18 protein-coding genes are annotated in these 16,860 nt (G+C 44.9%); 14 read left to right on the forward strand and 4 right to left on the reverse strand.

Annotation, left to right across the window (positions count from 1 at the left end; all coding sequences use genetic code 11):
• Nucleotides 1–10: 10 nt before the first annotated feature.
• Both rsmI and yihA read right to left on the reverse strand, forming a co-directional pair.
• Complete coding sequence (rsmI, locus tag Q4B79_RS05070) at nucleotides 11–838, reverse strand: 16S rRNA (cytidine(1402)-2'-O)-methyltransferase (RefSeq protein ID WP_303085346.1); 828 nt, start codon at nucleotides 836–838, stop codon at nucleotides 11–13.
• Nucleotides 838–1,530 carry a ribosome biogenesis GTP-binding protein YihA/YsxC gene (gene yihA, locus Q4B79_RS05075; RefSeq protein WP_303085386.1) on the reverse strand — a complete coding sequence of 231 codons (693 nt, stop codon included), beginning with the start codon at nucleotides 1,528–1,530 and terminating at the stop codon, nucleotides 838–840. The genes rsmI and yihA overlap by 1 nt, the downstream gene beginning before the upstream one ends.
• 142 nt (nucleotides 1,531–1,672) lie before the next feature.
• Here yihA and Q4B79_RS05080 point away from each other — a divergent pair, with 142 nt between their 5' ends.
• From Q4B79_RS05080 to Q4B79_RS05100, 5 genes are all read left to right on the forward strand, one after another.
• Nucleotides 1,673–1,993 carry a cytochrome c5 family protein gene (locus tag Q4B79_RS05080; RefSeq protein WP_303085347.1) on the forward strand — a complete coding sequence of 107 codons (321 nt, stop codon included), beginning with the start codon at nucleotides 1,673–1,675 and terminating at the stop codon, nucleotides 1,991–1,993.
• A 214-nt stretch (nucleotides 1,994–2,207) separates the two neighbouring features.
• On the forward strand, nucleotides 2,208–2,906 hold the full coding sequence (locus tag Q4B79_RS05085) for a cytochrome c (protein ID WP_303085348.1): 699 nt from the start codon (nucleotides 2,208–2,210) through the stop codon (nucleotides 2,904–2,906).
• Between the two features lie 129 nt (nucleotides 2,907–3,035).
• Nucleotides 3,036–4,076, forward strand: a complete 1,041-nt coding sequence (locus Q4B79_RS05090) for a hypothetical protein (protein ID WP_303085349.1) — start codon at nucleotides 3,036–3,038, stop codon at nucleotides 4,074–4,076.
• Complete coding sequence (locus Q4B79_RS05095; RefSeq protein ID WP_303085350.1) at nucleotides 4,067–4,417, forward strand: RnfH family protein; 351 nt, start codon at nucleotides 4,067–4,069, stop codon at nucleotides 4,415–4,417. The genes Q4B79_RS05090 and Q4B79_RS05095 overlap by 10 nt, the downstream gene beginning before the upstream one ends.
• A gap of 165 nt (nucleotides 4,418–4,582) precedes the next feature.
• The gene (locus Q4B79_RS05100; protein ID WP_303085351.1) at nucleotides 4,583–5,431 is read left to right on the forward strand and encodes an ABC transporter substrate-binding protein; all 849 of its coding nucleotides are present in this window, start codon (nucleotides 4,583–4,585) and stop codon (nucleotides 5,429–5,431) included.
• 71 nt (nucleotides 5,432–5,502) lie between these two features.
• Here the strand turns inward: Q4B79_RS05100 and Q4B79_RS05105 are convergent, their stop codons facing one another.
• Complete coding sequence (locus tag Q4B79_RS05105; RefSeq protein WP_303085352.1) at nucleotides 5,503–5,871, reverse strand: outer membrane protein assembly factor BamE; 369 nt, start codon at nucleotides 5,869–5,871, stop codon at nucleotides 5,503–5,505.
• A 137-nt stretch (nucleotides 5,872–6,008) separates the two neighbouring features.
• Here Q4B79_RS05105 and Q4B79_RS05110 point away from each other — a divergent pair, with 137 nt between their 5' ends.
• The 9 genes from Q4B79_RS05110 to Q4B79_RS05150 all read left to right on the forward strand — a co-directional run bounded on the left by Q4B79_RS05110 (nucleotide 6,009) and on the right by Q4B79_RS05150 (nucleotide 14,843).
• On the forward strand, nucleotides 6,009–6,881 hold the full coding sequence (locus Q4B79_RS05110; RefSeq protein ID WP_303085353.1) for a DUF3025 domain-containing protein: 873 nt from the start codon (nucleotides 6,009–6,011) through the stop codon (nucleotides 6,879–6,881).
• 15 nt (nucleotides 6,882–6,896) lie between these two features.
• On the forward strand, nucleotides 6,897–7,346 hold the full coding sequence (locus tag Q4B79_RS05115; RefSeq protein ID WP_303085354.1) for a CopD family protein: 450 nt from the start codon (nucleotides 6,897–6,899) through the stop codon (nucleotides 7,344–7,346).
• 621 nt (nucleotides 7,347–7,967) lie between these two features.
• A complete protein-coding gene (locus tag Q4B79_RS05120) occupies nucleotides 7,968–9,308 on the forward strand; it encodes a Na(+)-translocating NADH-quinone reductase subunit A (RefSeq protein ID WP_303085355.1) in 1,341 nt (446 codons plus the stop codon).
• Between the two features lie 12 nt (nucleotides 9,309–9,320).
• Nucleotides 9,321–10,553 carry an NADH:ubiquinone reductase (Na(+)-transporting) subunit B gene (locus Q4B79_RS05125; protein WP_303085356.1) on the forward strand — a complete coding sequence of 411 codons (1,233 nt, stop codon included), beginning with the start codon at nucleotides 9,321–9,323 and terminating at the stop codon, nucleotides 10,551–10,553.
• Nucleotides 10,537–11,325: a Na(+)-translocating NADH-quinone reductase subunit C gene (locus tag Q4B79_RS05130; RefSeq protein WP_303085357.1), complete on the forward strand. Its 789-nt coding sequence runs from the start codon at nucleotides 10,537–10,539 to the stop codon at nucleotides 11,323–11,325. The genes Q4B79_RS05125 and Q4B79_RS05130 overlap by 17 nt, the downstream gene beginning before the upstream one ends.
• Before the next feature lie 2 nt (nucleotides 11,326–11,327).
• A complete protein-coding gene (locus Q4B79_RS05135) occupies nucleotides 11,328–11,993 on the forward strand; it encodes an NADH:ubiquinone reductase (Na(+)-transporting) subunit D (RefSeq protein ID WP_303085358.1) in 666 nt (221 codons plus the stop codon).
• Nucleotides 11,993–12,601, forward strand: a complete 609-nt coding sequence (gene nqrE / locus Q4B79_RS05140; protein WP_303085359.1) for an NADH:ubiquinone reductase (Na(+)-transporting) subunit E — start codon at nucleotides 11,993–11,995, stop codon at nucleotides 12,599–12,601. Before Q4B79_RS05135 ends, nqrE begins: the two co-directional genes overlap by 1 nt.
• Before the next feature lie 9 nt (nucleotides 12,602–12,610).
• The gene (gene nqrF / locus Q4B79_RS05145) at nucleotides 12,611–13,846 is read left to right on the forward strand and encodes an NADH:ubiquinone reductase (Na(+)-transporting) subunit F (protein ID WP_303085360.1); all 1,236 of its coding nucleotides are present in this window, start codon (nucleotides 12,611–12,613) and stop codon (nucleotides 13,844–13,846) included.
• Nucleotides 13,847–13,997: 151 nt separating this feature from the next.
• Entirely contained in the window at nucleotides 13,998–14,843 is an 846-nt protein-coding gene (locus Q4B79_RS05150) for an ABC transporter substrate-binding protein (protein WP_303085361.1), read from the forward strand.
• A gap of 71 nt (nucleotides 14,844–14,914) precedes the next feature.
• Here the strand turns inward: Q4B79_RS05150 and uvrC are convergent, their stop codons facing one another.
• A complete protein-coding gene (uvrC, locus tag Q4B79_RS05155) occupies nucleotides 14,915–16,741 on the reverse strand; it encodes an excinuclease ABC subunit UvrC (RefSeq protein ID WP_303085362.1) in 1,827 nt (608 codons plus the stop codon).
• Nucleotides 16,742–16,860: the final 119 nt, after the last annotated feature.

A 16,860-nucleotide genomic window follows, 5' to 3' on the forward strand; every position in this document is an offset into this window, starting at 1 on the left:
AGGGCATTATTTATTTCTGCAATTCCAATAACCTATCATAAACCTCACTTTTTTTAAGTCCTAACACTTCTGCCACAATGCCACTTGCTTTTTTGGGGGGTAATTCACGGGCAATAGCAAGTAACCAGTCGTCATAATCGGCTCTACTCTGCTGGGCGGTGTTGCCCGCCACCACGATGACGATTTCGCCTCGTTCTTGGTTGGGGTCATTTTTCACAAATTCTAACAAATCAGCAAGCGGTAATTTTTTAATGGTTTCAAAGGTTTTGGTAATCTCACGGCACAGTGTCGCCTCTCGCTCTCCGCCAAACACTTCTGCCATGTCAGCAAGGCACGCCACGATACGGTGAGGAGCTTCATAAAAAATCAAAGTTTCGCTACTGTTTTGGTATGCTTTTAGGGTCTCAATACGCCCATGTTGTTTGGCGGGTAAAAAGCCAATAAAACTAAACTTATCAGACGGCAAACCCGCCACCGACAACGCCCCAATGACCGCACACGCTCCCACGATTGGCACAGCCTGTATGCCCACTTCATGGCAGGCTTTGACGAGTCGAAATCCAGGGTCGGAGATGAGTGGTGTGCCAGCGTCCGAGATGAGAGCGATGGATTTGCCTTGTTGCAGTAAGTCAATCAAACGAGCGGTTTGGGTGTCGGCATTATGCTCATGATAGGCGAGCGTGGGCGTGGATATATTAAAATAACTTAATAATTTACCACTGGTGCGAGTGTCCTCACAAGCGATAAAATCCACCGTCTTTAAGGTGTCGATGGCTCGTGCTGTCATGTCGCCCAAATTACCAATCGGGGTGGCGACAATATATAAAATGCCTGTCATCAGTTTTCCTGTGTATTATCCAAATCGGTGTTTTTCAATTCATCATTTGCCGTATTTTCATCAAAAGATAAATGCTCGCCCAAATGTAGCCAATTACCCAAAACATCTGCCAATTCATCAAGCCCTTCTTTATCTAATGCCGAAAAAAGCTGAATGGAAAAAGGTAAATCTAGGGCTTGTAGTTGTTTTTTGGTTTGTAGTAAGGCGGTTTTTTGAGCCCCCCGTTTTAATTTGTCTGCCTTAGTTAAAAGTACATGAACGGGCAATTCGCCGTCTTTTGCCCAATGGAGCATTTGCTCATCAAAATATTTTAAAGGGTGGCGAATGTCGGTCAGCAAAATCAATCCTGCCAAACTTTCACGGTGCACCAAATAATTCTCCAGCTCTTTTTGCCATTTGATTTTCATCGCCTCTGGCACTTGGGCATAGCCATAACCGGGCAAATCCACGATACGGCTATGGGGCGAGCCGACATTAAAAAAGTTAATCATCTGCGTTCGCCCTGGGGTTTTGGAGGAGCGGGCGAGCTGTTTTTGGTGGGTAATGGTGTTGATGGCAGAGGATTTGCCTGCGTTGGAACGCCCTGCAAATGCCACCTCGAAACCTGTGTCAGGCGGACAAAGTTTGAGCGTGGGGGCGGACATGGAAAAGGCGGTTTGGCGAATGAGTTTTTGATAATCGGCGGTGTTCATGAGGTTTTTGATAAATATAAAAATAAGCAAGTTTACCACGAAAACCATAAAATCGCCAACGGAAAAAATGCAAACAAAACTCATTTTAAATTGTTACCAAATCACTATGGTAAATTGGTTAGAATTTTGCATAATGAAACCAATGACAGTCATCAAACGAGAATTTGCCATGTCAAAAGTTGCCATATCTGCCCTTGTTGGTTTGATGTGTTTTGCCACCACAAGCCATGCCAATGTTGCTGATACTTATAAAAAAACGTGTGGCACTTGCCATGATACTGGGGCGTTGAATGCCCCCAAAAAAGGCGATAAAGCCACATGGGATAAACTCAAAGCCCAAAAAGGCATGGACGCTCTACTCAAATCCACCAAGCAAGGCATGCCTCAAATGCCTGCTCGTGGACTATGTCAAACATGTAGCGATGATGATTTTCGCTTGCTTATTGAGTACATGGCAAGATAGTCAAATGATAAAATTTTACCAAAATTGCCCAAAAAGCATTCAAAATATTAAAATTTTAAAAAAAAATACGACCAAAGCCACATTTTTTGTAGGAAAATTTAGTCAAGTCTTGCTATAATATGACAGAGTTTTAAATTTAGCCAAAATTTGGCTAAATCAACGTATACAAAACCCAAGACACGGATATTATCTCCGAAGTTAGTAGGAAGTTGTTATGAAAATCAATACGCCATTAACCAAAGTTACGCTTGCCAATGTACTGCTCGCTACTGGCTTTGGCTTTGCGACACTGACCGCTAGTGCCGCTCCGGTTGTTCCTGAGTTTGACATTGAAGCTGGTAAAGCCATCGCTGAGTCCAACTGTGCCGCCTGTCATGGTACAGATGGTGTCAGCCCTGTTCCTACCCAGCCTAACTTAGGCGGTCAAAACATCAAGTATCTCTACAAACAACTTGTAGACTTCAAGACCAAAGCTCGCCGTAACGGCATCATGGAAGCACAACTTGTGGGCTTGACCCAACAAGATTTGGCAAATGTGGCAGGCTATTATGCCAGCCAATCTCCTTGGCTACCTGGTTATGGCAATAAAGCCACCAATGCCACAGCCCAAAGACTTTACTTAGGTGGCGATAAAACTCGTGGCATTATCCCTTGTGCAGGTTGTCATGACCCCAAAGGTGCAGGCAATGAATGGGCGGCATTCCCACGCATTGGCGGTCAACATGCTACTTATATCTCCACCCAGCTAAAACTGTTCCGTGCAGCAGGTCGTGAGGACGATGTGGGCGAAACCGAAGTGCGTACCAATGACTCCGCCAAAAAAGACGAAAAAGGCATGATGCAAATCGTCGCCGCCAAGCTCTCAGATAAAGACATCAAGATGCTCTCTGAGTTTATCGGTGCGGTTCACTAATTTCATTATGATACCGACGATTGACAGACCCCTTGATTGGGGTTTTGTCGTTAATTTAATATCCACCAAACCTTTTGGCAAAACCTGACTATGTTATCTCGTTACACCGTGTTTTTTTTGGCATGCGCCTTGCCATTATTATTCGCTCATCAAATCGCCCCAAGCATGGCTCATGAATTGGACTTTTGGCTTTTGTGGGTGATTGCCATGTTAGTTGTGGGACTACCTGTACTCTTTGCAGAGCTTGCCCTCTCGACTCGTAGTGGCGATGGTGTATGGCTAGGCATGCAAAAGCTGACACGTGAAGCCGATGCCAAAATGTCATGGCGGATATTTGCAGGGTTGTCTGTACTGATATCACTACTTATTTGTGCCACCATGACCGCTCGCATTGGGACAGGCATTCCCCAACATCTGCCCCAGCTGGGATTTGACATACCCAGCATCGGACTTAGCGTGGGAGCGATGATGGTTGTGATGATTCTAAGCCTCCTAAAAACACGGCTACTCGTCTCAGGATTGGCATTAGTTGTCATTGGGGGACTGGTTTCATTATTTGACGGTGGGTTGTCAAGCGGTATTAGCATACCCACCATCACAGCCACCTCTTTATCAGAATGGGCAAAAGCCGTCTCACTCGCCCTACTCTCTGTCGGTGTAGGCACGGGGCTATATTGGTTTGCCAGTGAAGATATCACAAAATCACTTCACAAAAAACCTCTATTTGGTCTGATTTTGCCCATTTGGCTAACCCAGCTTATCTTTGGGGCATTTGCTCTTTTGGTGGGTAGTGCTTTTGTTACACCAACCTCATTTGTCGTATCTGGTGTAGGCATGCTCCTAATTGCGTCATTTTTATTTTATTATGCCACAAGAGAGCTAAAAGCACGGTTTGGACTGATTAAGGGCATCTGTGCAGGCATTGTGTTGGCCCTGCTACTTGCCACCCTCCCTGCCAAAATCGCACTGATGTTACTGCTTATCATCAGCCTTGTGGCGGTACTATTACTCTCAGCGTTTTCTGGTTTTGTCATGAAAATCAGCCATTTGCGTAAGACGCTAAATTTTAAAAGCGAGGGACGCTACAACATCTGGCGAGTATTGATACGAATCGCTGTACCACTTGCTATCGCATTGGCACTATTTGGCTGGATAACGCAATGGCTATAAACATCAGTCTAGCCTACGCCCATCACGATACACAGCACTACACTCAGATGAGCCTAGATGATGGCACTACCATCTATCAAGCCCTGCAACACTCAGGGTGGCTACTCATGCCAGAGTTGGCGGATTTTGCCACTTGGTGTCTGCACCATCAGCACGCCTCGCCCAACCACAAAGCGTGGTATGTTGGCATTTATAGCCAAAAAAAACGTCTAGACACCCCCCTATCTGATGGCGACCGCATCGAAATCTATCGCCCGCTATCCTTTGATCCCATGTCAAGACGCAAAAAGCTATCGACCAAAAATCCATCAAGACGTAACAAACACCAAACAACGATTTAGCAACATTTTTACAATAAATTAACACCATATCGCATGCTAATTGCAATTTCACTAAAAATTATTTAAAATATAACTTTACTTCCCCCCCCCCCCCCGCCAAATCCACACATGATTTGGCAATGTCGTCTCGTGCAAACACGGGCATTCATCCACAAGGATATTTTCATGAAACTTAAACTTTTATCTTCTGCACTGCTTGGCATTGCTTTGCTTGTAGGTTGTGGTGGCGATAACAATCAAGCAAATACCGCCACCCCCAGCGAATCTGCCGCACCAGCCGAACAAGCCAATATGGCAACTTATAATGTAGGTAGCCAAAGTGCCTACCCTCCATTTGTGTTGCTTGACGAAAAAGGCAATCTTGTCGGTCTAGACATCGATATCCTAAAAGCCATCGGCGAAAAACAAAACATTAAGTTTAATTTCGTATCTGAGGGTGCTCGTGGTATCGTTGATTTGCTACAATCGGTTAATAAAGGCGATATTGACATATTGGCGACAGGGATTAACATCACCGAATCACGTCTAGAAAATAATGATTTTAGCAAACCTTATATCAATGGTTCTTGGGCTGTCTTACTGGATAAAGATACCAGTGGTCAGGTAGGCTCTTTTGAGGAATTATCAGGCAAACCCATCACTGTGCAAGCAAACAGCTATTCACACACCCAGCTGGATAACACCAACATCACAGATAAGGCTGTCCCAGTAGACACGCTATATTTGGGACTAAAAGAACTCAAACAACAAAAGGCGGTTGCACTCTATGATGTGGATATCGCCCTAGCACCCTACCTAGAAGATAGCAGTCTTTATACCATCAAAGACACCAAATCTGGCACCATTCCTGTCGGCTTTGCCCTCAAAAAAGGCGATACCGAGCTAAAAGCAAAACTGGATGCTGGTCTTGAACAAATCAAGCAAGACGGCACTTATGATAAAATTCTCGCCAAATGGCTAAACCAAGCTGCCACAGACATCGCCAAAACATCATCAGAGTCACAAGCTCAGTAATTTGTAATTAAAGATGTGATAAACCCATCATGTGTTATGATGGGTTTTATTTTGTGTGTTTTTTTTGGTGGTTATTGGTTTTTGAGGGGCAGAGTCTCACGCCCTGCGATACGCACCACACGCCCATTTTCAAAATAAATACTCATGTACTGGCTGGCGTTTTTGATGTTTTTCTTGCCTGCTCGCTTGCCGTCTGTGCCTGCGGTGTAATCATACAGATAATCAAAACGGTCGGGGTTTAGGGTATCCTTAATGGCAGGACTACCAAGCAAATAGGTAACTTGGTCGGCAGTCATACCCACCCTAACCTGTGATGCCTGAGCTGAGGTAATGGGCGTGCCCTGTGGCAAATCAATGGTATAAACTCGAAACACAGAGCAGCCAGATAACACCAACGCACCTGATAGCACCACCGCACTTAATTTTAAAAAAGTCGTCATTGTCTAATCTCTCTGATAAAATACCATCATATTAAACGCAAGCGATAAAATATGCAAGTATTTTATTGAAGGCTTTTCAGAACCCCCAAAATATGTTAAGCTAAAACTCATCACACCACCAAATTACACCACCGACCATGTCTCACGTTCAGTTATTTTTTGATGAATTTCATAAAATCAACCAACACGCCATCTGGCTCACACCCCTACTGGACATTCATAAAAGTTTTGGGTGTAGCGACCCTAAGACTTGCTTACCACTTTATCGATGGCTAAATGACTACTTTGACCATCATCACATCGCACTTATGGGAAGCCAAAATCAGCCGTTATCATTTACCCACCAAAATGATTTAGAGCATGGCATCGCCTACGAGGCACACATCGGCAAACACCGCAAAATCCCCACACGTGATAATCTGCACGACTGGTTTGGGGCGTGCATTTGGTCGATTTTCCCAAAAACCAAAGCCCTCCTAAACACCAAACACCTATCCCACATCAATCAAAACGACACCGCCAACAAGCGAAACCGTGTGCGAGACACCATCACAGTATTTGATGAAAATGGAGCGGTTTTGGTGGTATCTGATGATGAAGTGGGGGAGCAAATTGGGCAGGCATTAACGGCATTTGACTGGCAAACCTGCTTAATTAAGCACCGAAACCACTGGTCAGATTATCAAAATCATCAAGACACAGACAAAAAAGCCAAAGTGTTTATCTTTGGGCACGCCCTACTTGAACAACTCATCAACCCTTACAAATCATTATGTAGCCACACTTTTATCATCAAAGTCCCCAGCAAGTTTTTTGCCTTGCCGACAGATGAACAACTTAAATTCTTAGATGATAAACTAAGTGAAAGCCTAGACGATTTTTTGGTAGAAGGCATTACCCCAAAATCCCTAAATCCTTTACCAGTTTTGGGTGTGCCGTATTTTTGGGATAATGCTGACACAGCATTTTACGATGACCCTTTTGTGTTTAGAAGTGGGCGAAGCAAATAGTTAATAAGGCTCATCATGCATAAGTTGATTTTAATCCTCCACTTATTAGGTGCCAGTATTTGGGTGGGCGGTCATTTGTATTTACTCATTCGTCTAATGCCGACATTCATAAAGAATAACGACATTCAAGGGTTTTTGGCATTTGAAAAAAGCTACGAGCCACTTGGTATGACCGCTCTTTTTGTGCAAATCATTACAGGCTTTTATATGATGCACAGCATCATACCGATGAACTTATGGACACCCTCCATGGGTACGCTTGTGGTGATGATTTATGGAAAAATCACATGGCTGGTACTGACCGCCTTGATTGCTCTGCATGCCAGATTTCGCATCATCGCACGGTTAGAAAACAAAACGCACGATGAAAATACCCTAAAAATAATGGGAGTACACGTATTATTCATATGTTGTTTGAGTGTGGCATTTGTGGTCAATGGATCATTTTTTCGTTGGGGATTTTGATAAAATTGATTCTGTACTCACAATGGTGGAAATTTAATACAGTCATCAAACCAAAACAAGCAAATCCCTCTTCTATTTTGCAAGTTTGTGATACACAGTGATTCTATCATTGCTGCGACATTAGGAGAGAGTTCGTGGCAGTTTTTCAAGTTCTTAAAGTATATCTTACCCACAAAACTTATAGACGACACACCGCCATCTCTCACAACGCATCAGTGTTTCTCAAAAATTGCTGTAATTTTATCAAATTTTAGCGTATAATAGATGAGATTTTTCATGTCTAAATTTTGACATAAAAGCAATTGTTAATCATTTAACAAACTAGGTAGCCAGTCGCCACTGTAACTGGGTGTATCTTACTTTTATTTTGCCACTAAATAAAACAAATACACACATAGCACGGCCTGCCGTGAGTTGTGCAAACCTTGACATCAAGGTAATTTAGTATTTTTGGGTCAAAATAATGGCAGTATTTTAAGCACCAATCCAAATACTTGATACGCCCTAGCATTAACGTGTTGTTAAGGAGTTTAGGTCAGCGTTAAAGCTCTTATGGGTTTTACCCATAATATACCAACAGGAGTCTGGTATGGTCATTTCACTTAGAGTGAGTATCCGCTTATGATTACCATCAAAAAAGGATTGGATTTACCCATCACGGGCGAACCCTCCAAAGAAATCAGCGAACACACACCTACTCATGTCGCCCTTATCGGTTATGATTACATCGGTATGCGTCCGACCATGCATGTCAAGGAAGGCGATACAGTCGCCAAAGGACAGGTGTTGTTTGAAGATAAAAAGCGTTTGGGCGTCAAATACACCGCTCCCATCTCAGGTAAAGTCATCACCGTCAATCGTGGCGAACGCCGTGTGTTTGAAAGTTTGGTGATAGAAGCCCAAAAAGGCGATGAAATCACCTTTAAGGCACACGCCAAAGACAGCCTTAGTAAACTATCTCGTGAAGAAGTTGTCAATCAGCTCAATGACGCAGGCGAATGGGTGGCATTTCGTACCCGTCCATTTAGCCGTACCCCAGAGCTTGACAGCGTGCCATCTGCGATTTTTGTAACCGCTACCGACACCAACCCTCTGGCACTTGACCCACTTACCATCATTAATGACAATCTTGATGCCTTTAATGACGGCTTGGCAGTGCTTTCGGTGCTATCGCCCAAGACGTTGGTTTGTCATGGAGCAACAGCCCCTGCCAAAGCCACCAATGTTGCCAACAGTACTGAATATCACGGCTTTGTCGGGGTTCACCCAGCGGGCAATGCTGGCACACACATTCACTTTTTGCACCCCTTAGCTCGTGGTGTAACGGTCTGGACAATCGGCTATCAAGACGTGATTGCCATCGGTAAGCTTTTTACTACTGGTAAGATTTATACCGAACGCACCATCAGCCTCGCTGGTCCTGTCGTCAAAAACCCACGCATTATCCGTACAACTCGTGGGGCGGATTTGAACGCTTTGACACAAGGCGAGCTCCAAGACGGCGAAAACCGCATCATCTCAGGTTCGGTGTTGTCAGGTCGCAAAGCATCAGGCACTTTGGCGTATTTGGGTCGTTTTGCCAACCAAGTTTCTGTATTAAAAGAATGCTATGAGCGTCCTGCCATGCACTTTTTCTCGTTTGGTTTTAACCGCTTTTCGTTTTTGCCAATTTATATGTCGCAATTTGCCAAAGGCAAAAAATTCCCTTTCACCACCAATACACACGGCTCGCCTCGTGCGATGGTGCCGATTGGTACATTTGAAAAAGTCATGCCACAAGACTATCTGCCCACTCAGCTTTTGCGTGCTTTGATTGTTGAAGACATTGTTGAGGCGGTGGAACTTGGTGCGTTGGAGCTGGACGAAGAAGATTTGGCACTTTGCACCTTTGTGTCGCCTGGCAAATATGAATTTGGCGATATTTTGCGTGATAACCTAACTCGCATTGAAGCCGAAGGCTAAGGATAGACAACGATGAAATTTATTCACGATATTTTTGATAAGTTGGAACCGTCCTTTACCAAAGGCGGTAAACATGAAAAATACTATGCCATCTTTGAGATGTTTGACACCTTTTTTCGTCAGCCATCATCTCGCACTTACTCAGCCAGTCACGTCAGAGACGGTATCGACTTAAAGCGTATCATGATTACGGTATGGCTATGTACTTTCCCTGTGATGTTCTGGGGTATGTATAATGTCGGTTTTCAAGCCCTAACTTACATGGCTCACGCTGGCGTACAAGCCGAAGGTTGGCGTACGCTCATTACAGGCATGTTTGGCTATGACCCAAACAGCATCTTGGCATGCTTTGCCTATGGGGCAATGCAGTTTTTGCCCATTTATATCGTTACCTTTGCGGTAGGTATCTTCTGGGAAATCGTCTTTGCTGTGGTGCGTGGACATGAAGTCAATGAAGGTTTCTTTGTTACTTCGGTACTGTTTGCCCTATCATTGCCACCAAACATGCCTCTATGGCAAGTTGCCTTGGGTATTACCTTTGGCGTGGTCGTTGCCAAAGAAGTCTTTGGCGGTACAGGCAAAAACTTCCTTAACCCCGCCCTTGCAGGTCGTGCTTTCCTTTATTTTGCTTACCCTGCCACCATCAGTGGCGATGCAGTTTGGACGGCGGTTGATGGCTTCTCTGGGGCAACGCCACTTGGTCAAGCTGCTGCAGGCGTAAGTGCTGATAAATTTGTTGATGCTTATGGTCAGACCATCACTTGGGGTCAAGCATTCTTGGGTAACATGCAAGGTGCGATTGGCGAAGTCTCTACCCTTGCCATTCTTATCGGTGGTGCGGTGCTGATTTATACCAAAATCGCCAGTTGGCGAGTGATTGCAGGGGCGATTATCGGTCTTGTGGTTACTGCCTTTATCTTTAACCTCATCGGTAGCGACACCAACCCAATGATGAGCCTTGCTCCACATTGGCATTTGGTCATGGGTGGCTTTATGTTTGGTGCGGTCTTTATGGCAACTGACCCTGTGTCAGCCGCCCATACTGATACAGGTCGTTGGTTCTATGGTTTGCTTATCGGCTTTATGACCGTTGCCATTCGTGTGGTCAATCCTGCATTCCCAGAAGGCATCATGCTTGCCATCTTGTTTGCCAACTTGTTTGCCCCACTCTTTGACTATTTTGTCAAACAAGCCAACATCAAACGTCAAACAGCACGGAGATTAGCTCATGTCAGCCAAAAATAGTAACGTTACCACCATCGTAACTGCCTTGGTCTTGTGCTTGGTCTGCTCAATCGCTGTCTCATCTGTGGCAGTGGGTCTAAAACCCAAGCAACTTGCCAATGCCAGTTTGGATTTGAACAAAAACATCTTGGTTGCGGCAGGCAAATTTGACCCCGCAACCGACCCAAGTAGTGTGGTGGCAGAGCGTTTTGCCGATTTTGAAGTCAAATTCATCAATCTTGAAACAGGACAATTCGCCACAGACGAAGAAGTATCGGGCTTGGGCGACCCAAATACCTACAATGTCGCCAAAGCCGCTCGCACCCCATCACTAAGCACACCGCTTAGCGAAGACATCGCCTCAATTGGTGGCAAACCCAAATTTAGCAAAGCCTACATCACCAAAGACGCAAATGGCGAGATTGAGCTTTTGGTATTGCCCATTCATGGGGCGGGTCTATGGGGTCAAATCTATGGTCTGCTGACCTTGGACAAGGATTTTAACACCATCAAAGGCGTCAATTTTTACGAACACAAAGAAACCCCCGGTCTTGGGTCTCGTATCGTTGATGAGCCATTCCGCTCTCAATGGCACGACAAAAAACTTTATAACGATGCAGGCGAGCTGATTATGGGCGTTACCAAAGCAGGTACGCACAAAGAAGGTCAAGTGGACGGCATCAGCGGTGCGACTCTGACAGGTCGTGGCGTGCATAACATCGTACAGTTTTGGTTGGGCGAAAACGGCTACAAGCCATTTTTGGATAACCAACGCAAGGCGAAAGGAGTATAATCATGGCGGACACCAAAAAGATTTTGACCACGCCAGTTTTCAACAATAACCCCATCGCATTGCAAATTTTGGGTATTTGTTCGGCTCTGGCGGTTACCACCAGCGTCAAGAACGCCCTTGTAATGTGTATTGCATTGACATTGGTAACGGCGTTTTCTAGCTTTTTTATCTCAATCATTCGCAACAACATTCCATCGTCCATTCGTATCATCGTACAGATGGTGGTGATTGCGTCTTTGGTTATCGTGGTAGACCAAGTCCTAAAAGCAGTCGCCTATGACACCGCCAAATCTCTGGGGGCGTTCATCGGTCTTATCATTACCAACTGTATCGTTATGGGTCGTGCTGAGGCATACGCCATGAGCAACCCACCAATTCCAAGTTTCTTGGACGGTATCGGTAACGGCTTGGGTTATTCTACCGTGCTTATTTTTGTTGCTAGCATTCGTGAGCTTATCGGTAATGGCAGTTGGTTTGGCATTCAAATCCTAGAAAAAGCCACTGATGGCGGTTGGTACATTCCCAATGGCTTGCTACTTTTGCCACCATCATCGTTCTTTGTGATTGCATTGTTCATTGCCATTGTGCGTATTTGGAAACCTGCACAAGTTGAACCTGCTGAATTTACCATGAAGCCTCAATCCAAAGGCATGGGAGGACATCACTAATGGGACACTACATCAGTTTATTTATCACGTCCGTATTCATTGAAAACATGGCATTGTCATTTTTCTTGGGTATGTGTACGTTCATCGCCGTCTCCAAAAAAGTCTCGACCGCCATTGGTTTGGGCGTGGCGGTTGTGGTGGTCATGGCAATCTGTGTGCCACTTAACAACCTACTTTACCAATTTTTGCTCAAAGACGGTGCATTGGCATGGGCAGGCTTCCCAAATACCGACCTATCATTTTTGGGCTTGCTAAGTTACATCGCCCTTATCGCCGCCACCGTACAAATCCTTGAAATGTTCTTGGACAAATTCGTCCCTGCCTTGTACAACGCTTTGGGGGTATTTTTACCACTCATCACCGTAAACTGTGCCATCATGGGTGGCGTACTGTTCATGGTGGAGCGCGATTACAACTTTGGCGAATCGCTCGTCTATGGCGTGGGTTCTGGCTTGGGTTGGGCGATTGCCATTGCAACATTGGCAGGCATTCGTGAAAAGCTCAAATATTCAGACGTGCCAGCCCCCCTGCGTGGTTTGGGCATTACCTTTATCACTGTGGGACTGATGTCGCTTGGCTTTATGTCATTCGGCGGTATGTCGCTATAAGGAGAAAACATGGAATTTAGTACAGCATTTGGTGGTGTCGCCATGTTTACCGCCATCATCATGAGTTTGGTTGTGGTCATTTTGATCGCCCGCTCACGATTGGTAAGCTCTGGCAAGGTAACCATCAATATCAATGATAATCCTGACAATAACGTAACCACAGCCGCAGGGGGCAAGTTGCTCCAAACCCTAGCTGGCGAAGGCATTTTCCTATCGTCTGCCTGTGGTGGTGGTGGTACTTGTGGTCAATGCCGTTGTAAAGTCTTGGACGGTGGTGGTTCTATTTTACCTACCGAAGAAGGTCATTTTACCCAAGGCGAGATTCGTGATGGTATGCGTTTGGCATGTCAGGTGGCAGTCAAGCAAGACATGAAAATCGAGATTGACCCTGAATTCTTTGATGTCAAAAAATGGGAATGCGAAGTTATCTCCAACGACAACGTTGCCACCTTCATTAAAGAACTCACGCTCAAAATCCCAGAGGGCGAAGTCGTGCCTTTCCGTGCAGGCGGTTATGTTCAGCTTGAAGCACCACCGCACGAAGTTCACTACAAGGACTTTGACATTGATCCAGAATATCACCCTGACTGGGACACCTTTAACTTGTGGCGTTACACCTCAAAAGTGGACGAGCCTGTGATTCGCGCCTATTCGATGGCAAACTACCCCGAAGAAAAAGGCATCATCAAGTTCAACATTCGTATCGCGTCTCCACCACCTCGTGGTCCTGAGGGCATTCCCCCAGGCAAGATGTCATCTTATGTGTTTAGCTTAAAACCAGGTGATAAGATTACCGTTTCTGGTCCTTACGGCGAATTCTTTGCCAAAGAAACCAAAAACGAGATGGTATTCATCGGTGGTGGTGCAGGTATGGCACCCATGCGTTCACACATCTTTGATCAACTAAAACGCCTAAAATCCGACCGTAAGATTAGTTTCTGGTACGGTGCTCGCTCTAAGCGTGAAATGTTCTACGTGGAGGACTATGACGGTCTGGCGGCAGAATTCCCCAACTTTGAGTGGCATGTAGCACTCTCTGACCCACAACCAGAGGACAACTGGGAAGGTTATACAGGCTTTATTCATAACGTCCTGTATGACAACTACCTAAAAGACCATCCTGCCCCAGAAGACTGTGAGTTCTATATGTGTGGTCCACCGGTCATGAACGATGCGGTCATCAAAATGCTCAAATCTTTGGGTGTAGAAGATGAAAACATCATGCTTGACAACTTTGGTGGTTAATTTTAAGTGAAAAAACAAAAAAATCCGTTCAAGACATTGGGCGGATTTTTTATGGTACATCAGTTTATTTTATCATTAATCATGTTCAAAAAAGCGATTGACAACAGGGGGGGTTGTTTATAATAAGAAATTTAATCATTTTGGGCATGTTATGAAAAAAGCACTTACCCCCCTACTATTGGCACTTATTTTGACCGCTTGTGGCAACGACAACCCAGCTCCCACCGACACCACCCAAACTGACACCACAAAACCTGCCGACACCACCAAAAAATACAGCGAAGAATACGTGATAGGCATCGATATTGGCTCGCCACCGTTTAGTTTGCGTGATGAGCTGGGTCAGGCAACAGGCTTTGAAGTTGACATCCTAAAAGCCATCGGCGATGACCAAAACTTTGGCACTACCTTTCTTGGCGAACCACGTGCAAAATTGTATCAAGACATGGAAGATGGCAAATATCAAGTCATTGTTGCCTCCTTGGAAATCAACCCAAACAATGAAGCCAAATTTGACATGACAAATCCTCATGCCAAAAGCTACCGTGCTATTTTAAGTCGTCAGGATAAAAAAGCCCAATCATCTGCTGATTTGATTGGTGGAGGCTTGGTGGGTGTACAAGAAAACACCGTCAGTGCTAAATCCCTGACAGACATGGGGGCAAAAATCCAAGAATTCCCCAATCTATACACCAATTTTCAGGCATTTGTCCGCAAAGAAACCGACTTTTTGGTGGGTAACGCTGTACCCCTAAACTATTACATCAAACAATACCAAACCGAAAGCAATCAGCAAAGCATGGGTGATGTCATCATGACTGCCTATGACAACCCCATTCAAATCAATCATATCGCCTTTGGGGTCAGTAAAAACAACGAAACCCTAAAAAACAAAATCAACGCTGGTCTTGCCAATATCCAAAACAACGGTAAATACGATGAAATCTACCAAAAATGGTTTGGCGATGATGATACCGCCAAAATAGAAACCAAGTAACCATAAGACGGATTTATTCCGTCTTATTTCATACGCAACACCTTAGCATCTTGTGGTTTGACACCATTTTGTTATCTCCCATGCAATGTATTATAAATCGTCTTCGCCAAAACTTTGCCGATGCCTTTGACGTTGGCAATTTCCTTTTGAGATGCTCCAAGTAGCTGGCTGATGCCGCCAAAATGAGCAAGTAAATCTCGCCTGCGTTTTTCTCCCAGATTGGGAATGACTTCTAGCACAGATGAGCCTCGTGCTTTATCTCGTTTTTTACGATGAGCGGTAATGGCAAATCGATGAGCTTCGTCCCTGATGTGCATAATCAGGTGTAGTGCCTTGTTATCGGCTGGCAAATCTATCGGCTCATGATTGATAAAATGAAGCACTTCTAGTCCTGCCTTTCGCCCCTCCCCTTTGGCAACACTCACCAACAAAACCTCATCTGCTTTTTGTAGTTCACATAATACCTCAAAGGCGACATTTAGCTGTCCCTTACCTCCATCAATAAGCAATAAATCAGGCAATGGATACTTGCTATATCGTCTCATCAAGACCTGCCTCATCGCCCCATAGTCGTCGCCACCGACCACGCCTTGTATGGCGTATTGGCGATAATCTCGATTTCTAGCCCCTCGCCCATCAAACACCACGCACGACCCCACCGCCATCTCGCCCATCGTATGACTGATGTCAAAACACTCAATGCGGTTAATGGGTTTGTCCCACACCTTTGCAAAGATGTTTTGCATGGCTAAAAAACGCTCATTTAATTCATAAAAATTAGATAATTTGGAAGTTAGGGCGTTATTGGCGTTTAATATTGCAAGCTCTTGCCATTCACGGCGATGTTTTTGGACGCTAGATTTGATGATGGTTTTAGCCCCAAAATGCTCACCAAGTAGCTGGGCGATTACCTCTTTTTCTACCAATGCCTCACTGACGATAATCTCTTTGGGTAACTCATCACTGACCTCCCCATAAAACGACAACAAAAACCGCTCCAAACGCTCATCTAGCGTATCGCACATCGCCACATCATCAGGAAAATAATTCTTCCCTCCAAGCACCCAACCGCCACGCACCGTCAGTACATGCACCGCTGTCAAGCCATGATTATGACAGATGGCGAACACATCGGCATGACTGTCTTCATCGCCCACACGATGCACCGCCTGCTGTGCTGTGATGTCCGAGAGCATGGCGAGGCGGTCTCGATAAAATACCGCCTGCTCAAAACGCAAATCTTCGGCAGCCTCGTGCATTTTTTGGGCGAGCATGGTTTGCAATTTCCCTGACTTACCATTTAAAAAATCAATGGTCTGCTCCACACTCTCCCCATAATCCCCCTGCTCAACCAATCCCACACATGGTGCCGAGCATCGCCCAATTTGATGTTCAAGGCAGGGGCGTTTGGCATTGGCAAACACACGATTATTACAATTTCGAAGCATGAATAATTTTTGGATAAGAAGCATGGCTTCTTTGGCACTATTTGCTGAGGGGTAAGGTCCAAAAAACCGCCCCTCTGCGTGATTGCCCCTGCCACGCCCCACACCAATTCTGGGGAATTTATCTTTGGAAATAAACAAATAAAGATAGGATTTATCGTCCCTTAAAATGATGTTATAAGGAGGACGATGTGTTTTGATGAGATTTTGTTCAAGTAGCAGTGCCTCAGCTTCACCACGTGTGATGATGATTTTAATGTCGCAAATACGTGCCACTAGTGCTTGTGTTTTTGGATGATCGATGGTTTTGGCAAAATAACTACTCACACGATTTTTGAGTGATTTGGCCTTACCGACATACAAAATTTCCCCCGATTTACCCAGCATTTTATAAACTCCTGGCAGATTGGGGAGGTTTTTTAGGACTTGGATAAGATGGTCTGAGTGATTCATAATAGCCGTGCTTTAAATGTGCCTTGCATGTTTGAACATTTTAGCAATGTTTTTATGAAAAATCCTGTGTTTTTGTCAGTCTGATCATCAACCCAAAATCAACGCCTTGTAAATACAGC

The sequence above is a fragment of the Moraxella sp. genome (assembly GCF_030525845.1).
In the GTDB taxonomy this organism is placed as follows: Bacteria; Pseudomonadota; Gammaproteobacteria; order Pseudomonadales; family Moraxellaceae; genus Moraxella.

Excerpts from the sequence above, each read along its gene's own strand:
- Q4B79_RS05150 (WP_303085361.1), top strand. The coding sequence starts at position 13,998 with ATGAAAAAAGCACTTACCCCCCTACTATTGGCACTTATTTTGACCGCT.
- Q4B79_RS05085 (WP_303085348.1), top strand. The coding sequence starts at position 2,208 with ATGAAAATCAATACGCCATTAACCAAAGTTACGCTTGCCAATGTACTG.
- uvrC (WP_303085362.1), bottom strand. The coding sequence starts at position 16,741 with ATGAATCACTCAGACCATCTTATCCAAGTCCTAAAAAACCTCCCCAAT.
- nqrF (WP_303085360.1), top strand. The coding sequence starts at position 12,611 with ATGGAATTTAGTACAGCATTTGGTGGTGTCGCCATGTTTACCGCCATC.
- Q4B79_RS05135 (WP_303085358.1), top strand. The coding sequence starts at position 11,328 with ATGGCGGACACCAAAAAGATTTTGACCACGCCAGTTTTCAACAATAAC.
- Q4B79_RS05125 (WP_303085356.1), top strand. The coding sequence starts at position 9,321 with ATGAAATTTATTCACGATATTTTTGATAAGTTGGAACCGTCCTTTACC.
- nqrE (WP_303085359.1), top strand. The coding sequence starts at position 11,993 with ATGGGACACTACATCAGTTTATTTATCACGTCCGTATTCATTGAAAAC.
- Q4B79_RS05110 (WP_303085353.1), top strand. The coding sequence starts at position 6,009 with ATGTCTCACGTTCAGTTATTTTTTGATGAATTTCATAAAATCAACCAA.
- Q4B79_RS05115 (WP_303085354.1), top strand. The coding sequence starts at position 6,897 with ATGCATAAGTTGATTTTAATCCTCCACTTATTAGGTGCCAGTATTTGG.
- Q4B79_RS05130 (WP_303085357.1), top strand. The coding sequence starts at position 10,537 with ATGTCAGCCAAAAATAGTAACGTTACCACCATCGTAACTGCCTTGGTC.
- Q4B79_RS05095 (WP_303085350.1), top strand. The coding sequence starts at position 4,067 with ATGGCTATAAACATCAGTCTAGCCTACGCCCATCACGATACACAGCAC.
- Q4B79_RS05080 (WP_303085347.1), top strand. The coding sequence starts at position 1,673 with ATGACAGTCATCAAACGAGAATTTGCCATGTCAAAAGTTGCCATATCT.
- yihA (WP_303085386.1), bottom strand. The coding sequence starts at position 1,530 with ATGAACACCGCCGATTATCAAAAACTCATTCGCCAAACCGCCTTTTCC.
- Q4B79_RS05100 (WP_303085351.1), top strand. The coding sequence starts at position 4,583 with ATGAAACTTAAACTTTTATCTTCTGCACTGCTTGGCATTGCTTTGCTT.
- rsmI (WP_303085346.1), bottom strand. The coding sequence starts at position 838 with ATGACAGGCATTTTATATATTGTCGCCACCCCGATTGGTAATTTGGGC.
- Q4B79_RS05105 (WP_303085352.1), bottom strand. The coding sequence starts at position 5,871 with ATGACGACTTTTTTAAAATTAAGTGCGGTGGTGCTATCAGGTGCGTTG.
- Q4B79_RS05120 (WP_303085355.1), top strand. The coding sequence starts at position 7,968 with ATGATTACCATCAAAAAAGGATTGGATTTACCCATCACGGGCGAACCC.